The sequence below is a fragment of the Sphingomonas sp. S-NIH.Pt3_0716 genome, assembly GCF_003950715.1.
Taxonomy (GTDB): domain Bacteria; phylum Pseudomonadota; class Alphaproteobacteria; order Sphingomonadales; family Sphingomonadaceae; genus Sphingobium; species Sphingobium yanoikuyae_A.
Map to the genome: position 1 here is coordinate 1 of NZ_QLJK01000077.1, position 4,598 is coordinate 4,598.

Sequence of the window (4,598 nt, forward strand, 5' to 3'; positions counted from 1 at the left end):
GGGGTGACTACACGAAAGTGACGTATCTGCACGGAAAGGGCGAACGGATAGCGAACGTCACGCGGCAAGTAGGGAGTTGACGGCGCGCAGCGGTCGCAAGGCGTCCGGATCGGGTTGATCTTCAACATTCCAGCTATAGTCACCGGTCAGCGAGATATGCTCCCAGCCCAATGGCGCGATGTGGCGTGCGATTTCGTCGGCTGTGCCGATGTCCGCCAGCGCCATTTCGAGATAGCGAGTGTTCCACAAGATGATGGCGGCGACGAGCAGGTTGAGGCCGGAGGCGCGATAGGTCTGGTTCTCGAACCGACGATCGCGCAGTTCGCCGAGCTGGTTGAAGAAGAGCGCGCGGGCGAGCGCGTTGCGGGCTTCGCCTTTGTTGAGGCCCGCCTGGGTGCGCCGGCGCAGGTCGATGTCGCGCAGCCAGTCGAGCATGAAAATGGAGCGTTCGAGGCGGCCCAGCTCGCGTAGTGCGAGGGCCAGTCCGTTCTGTCGCGGATAGGCGGACAAGCGGCGCAGCATTGCCGAAGCAGTGACGGTGCCGGTGCGGATCGACGTGGCGAACCGCAGCAGTTCGTCCCAATGCGCCGCGACATGACCCAATGCGATCGGTTCGGCCGTCATGCCGGCAAGCAAGGGGCCGGATTCTTGGCCGGGAAGGAGGTGTAAACGACGCTCCTTGATGTCGCGCAGGCGCGGCGCGAAGCGGTAGCCGAAGAAGGGCATGAGGCCGAACACATGGTCCGATGCCCCGCCCGTATCGGTGTAGTGCTCCTCGATCGTCAGGCCGGTCTGGTGATACAGCAAGCCATCCAGCACATAGGGCGCTTCGCCAGCGGTCGCCGCGATCACCCGACTTGCGAAGGGGTCATATCGATCCGAGACATGGGTGTAGAAGGCAACGCCTGGTTCGTTGCCGCTGCGCGCGTTGATGTCGCCGATCGCGGCCCCACGGCCCCCGGCATGAAATTGCTGTCCGTCGCTCGACGAAGTGGTGCCGTCTCCCCACAGCGCGGCGAGCGGCATGGCGCGATGGGCGTCGATCAGCCTTCCCAACGCTTCGCCATAGGCGGCTTCGCTGATGTGCCAGTCGTGAAGATGGGCGAGCTGACGCAGACTTGCGCCCCGGCAGGTTTCCGCCATGCGTGTGAGGCCGAGATTGATGCCATCGGCGAGGATGACCGTGAGCAGCGCATTGCGATCGTCGGCTTCCCGGCCCGAACGACGATGGATGAAGCATTCGCTGAACCCGGTCCAGGCATCGACCTCCAGCAGAAGATCGGTGATCTTCACGCGCGGCAGTCGATCATAGGCGGCGCGACGGGCAATCTCGGTGGCGGGCGGTGTTGCCGCCTTCAGCGGCGAGATGATGAGACCGTTTTCGTCAAGCTTAACCTGGGGCAGCTCCCCTTGCCGTGCAAGGACCGTTACCTGCTCGATCGCCGTGTCGAGCCTGGTGCGCCGTTCCTCGATATGGCGCTCGAAATCCGTTTCGATGGCGAGCGGCAACGGCCCCTTCTCGCGCAGCGCCGCAAAGGTCGCCGGCGGTATGAGATAGCTGTCGAAATCGCGAAACTGCCGGCTTCCCGCGACCCATATATCCCCGGCTCGCAACCGCTCGCGTAGTTGCGACAAGGCGCATAGTTCATAAGCGGCACGATCAACGATGCCATCCCGCAGGACGAACGGGCGCCATGCGGGCGGCACAAAGCGTAGCGGCACGCGATCAGGCAAGCGCCGTTTGCCGGTCCGATATAGCTCCGCGATGATGGCCAGCGCTGACAGGAGCCCCTGAACCGCGCCGGCGCCGCGAAACTCGAAGGCGTTGAGAAAAGCGCCGACAAAGAGCTTCACCGTCCGATGCCGCTCGATCAATTCGGCGGTGCGATCGACGGTTTCCGGTCGCCCGAGCACTTCGGCCTGCTCGACGGCCACGGCGAAGTGCTGCCAGTCCAGCGCCTCGATCTGCGCCAGAGAATCCACGCCCTTGCTGCGCGCGTCGATGAGGAGGCGGCAAGACCCCGTGAGCGTCCGGAGGTGGCCTTGCAACTCGCGCACCGTCTTGAGGGCTTTGTCGCGGGTCCGGTTCTCGGCGCGGCGCGCCATGCTGCCCAACAGCTTGTCGAACATCGTCAGGGTGGCGTCGGTCAGGCTTTCCTCAAGCCGGATGCCGGTTGCCGCCAGCGTCGCATGGCGGCGCAGGGCATTGAGTTCGCCAAGGTGCTGGGGTGTGATGCGGCTGCCTTCGTCCGCCAGCCTGTCAAAAGTCAAAGCCGGGATCATGTCGGCACGGGCGCGATCGAGGCCCAGCGCGCGGATATAGGCGAGCCGTTCGATCAGGCGCAGGATGTTGCGCGCTGCCGGCGATTGTGGCGCATTGCGCATCCAGGATAGCCATGTCGCGACCTGCCCCGGTCGTCGGGCCAGCAAATCGTCCAGGCCCTGAAGGGTGTCAGGCAGCAGGCCATTCGTGAGCACTTCATAGGTAAGCTGTTCGGCTTGCTGGCGCGCCCGCCGCAGCACCGCTTCGAGAATCGACGGAGAAGGCAGGAGGATCTGCAGGCGCCGGAGTTCATCGACGATGACGTCTGCCATCTGGCCGGGGTGTATGATGGTCTGCGCGATTGGGACCGAGAAGGCGACAACTTCACGGAAAGCGTTGCGGTCAAAAATCCTGAACCCGTGCGATCGTCGGATTTCGACGAGATGCTCGCGACGGGTCTGGTCCCGATGGGCATAATCCGCGAAGGCTGCCGGCGCGACGCCGAGTTGCTGCGCCACATAGGCGAGCACAGGAGCGGGCGGGACTTCGCCCGCTTCCAGCGCACGGCCAGGCCATCTCATATATAGCATGAGCATCGCATAGCCGAGCCGGGTGGCATCGCCGCGACGGCGGCCGACAATTTCCAGGTCGTCGCTGGTCAGCGTATAATGACGCGCGATCTCGCGCTCATCGAGCGGCGCGCCATAATGCCTCGCCCAGATTTCCAGGCTCACCAGTCGCCGTCTCGCCAAGCATCATCTCCTTCGCTTTGCGTGTCCGTCAGACGGTCCTCTGGCGGCCAACAGGAATATGTCCGTTAACTCTGGACCTGTAACGGCGATTCGGACAAGATCGCATAATGACGGGAAAACGGACAGGATCGGGCATCATGTGGCGCTGATCGGCTATGCGCGCGTCTCGACCGCAGACCAGAAGCTGTCGCTCCAGCTTGACGCGCTGAACACTGCCGGGTGCGACCGTATATTCGACGATCACGCATCCGGGGCAAAAGCCGATCGGCCTGGCCTAACCGAAGCGCTCGCCTATTTGCGCCCCGGCGACACGCTGGTGGTCTGGAAACTCGACCGCCTCGGCCGCTCGATGAGCCACCTGATCGAGAAGGTCGGCGAGCTTGCGGCGCGCGGCATCGGGTTCCGCTCACTCACCGAGAATATCGACACCACCACTTCGGGCGGCATGCTGGTGTTCAACATCTTCGGCTCGCTGGCCCAATTCGAGCGTGACCTGATCCGTGAACGCACTCATGCCGGCCTCAAGGCCGCACGCGAGCGGGGCAACAAGGGTGGTCGCCGGCCTGTCGTTACCCCCGACAAACTACGTAAAGCGCGGGCGCATATCGCAGCGGGCCTCACTGTTCGTGAGGCGGCGGCCCGGCTCAAGATCGGCAAAACCGCCCTATACAAGGCTCTGGAAAACGCGTGAAACCGCTGGCGATCAAGAACTCGTGGGTGCTGGTCACAGGGGCTTCGACCGGTTTGGGCAGAGCGTCCGCCCTCCGCTTGGCGGCATCGTACCAGGCCAAGCCCCTGATTGTTGGACGAAGGCTCGACAACTTGCGGGAGCTACAGACCGAAATTGACGAGCGGTTCAATGTGCCGTGCGAGATTATAGTGGCTGATCAACGTGAAATCGAGGGCAGGGAGAAAATCGCGGCTAAGGTTGCAGAATTGCAAGTAACAGCCGCTTTGTTGGTTGCCGGAATGACGAGCGTTGGTTCATTTGATGCAGGCCGTGCCGACACTTATGCCGAGGTAATTGAAACAAACATACTCGGTTTCACGGATTTGCTGGCTCGCCTGATTGCGATTTTCAGGGAGCAGCCGTTTGAATCCTCAGTAATCGCCGTGTCGAGCCTGGCGGGCGAAACATCCGTGCCCTTCCAAGCGGTCTACGGCGCGTCGAAAGCCTATGTGAGCACCCTCATGCGAGCGCTTTCCGTGGAGCTTGCCGGGACGGGAGTGAGTGTTGGATCTTTTGCACCCGGTGGAATCGACACAGACATGGCTGCCCTCAGCGATTTGAAGTGGGGGAGGTTGGGTTTGATGGACGTTGACCGGTGCGCGGCCCATGCAGTCCACGCTCTGGTTTATCGGCAATCCTTCGCCATACCGGGGATGGGCAACCAGCTCACATATTTGGCGAGCAGGGTTCTACCTCGATCGTTGGTCAATCGGATTGCCGCCCTCCCATATCGGCGCCCGTAGGGCGGCACCACATAAAAGGGGCAGGAAAGCCTGCGAATAGCATCTGCTGGCATCGTACCGGATTTGTTCGCCCTTAGCGTGCAGATACGTCACTTTCGTGTAGTCACCCC

3 protein-coding genes are annotated in these 4,598 nt (G+C 62.5%); 2 read left to right on the forward strand and 1 reads right to left on the reverse strand.

Going from position 1 to position 4,598, the window contains the following annotated elements:
* Nucleotides 1-57: 57 nt before the first annotated feature.
* A complete protein-coding gene (locus tag BRX37_RS25885) occupies nt 58-3,015 on the reverse strand; it encodes a Tn3 family transposase (protein WP_031286087.1) in 2,958 nt (985 codons plus the stop codon).
* Nucleotides 3,016-3,154: 139 nt separating this feature from the next.
* Here BRX37_RS25885 and BRX37_RS25890 point away from each other — a divergent pair, with 139 nt between their 5' ends.
* Together BRX37_RS25890 and BRX37_RS25895 are read left to right on the forward strand one after the other, a co-directional pair.
* Nucleotides 3,155-3,706, forward strand: a complete 552-nt coding sequence (locus BRX37_RS25890) for a recombinase family protein (protein WP_004213210.1) — start codon at nt 3,155-3,157, stop codon at nt 3,704-3,706.
* Nucleotides 3,703-4,488 (forward strand): SDR family NAD(P)-dependent oxidoreductase, encoded by a 786-nt coding sequence (locus BRX37_RS25895; protein WP_004213209.1) that lies wholly within the window; start codon nt 3,703-3,705, stop codon nt 4,486-4,488. The genes BRX37_RS25890 and BRX37_RS25895 overlap by 4 nt, the downstream gene beginning before the upstream one ends.
* Nucleotides 4,489-4,598: the final 110 nt, after the last annotated feature.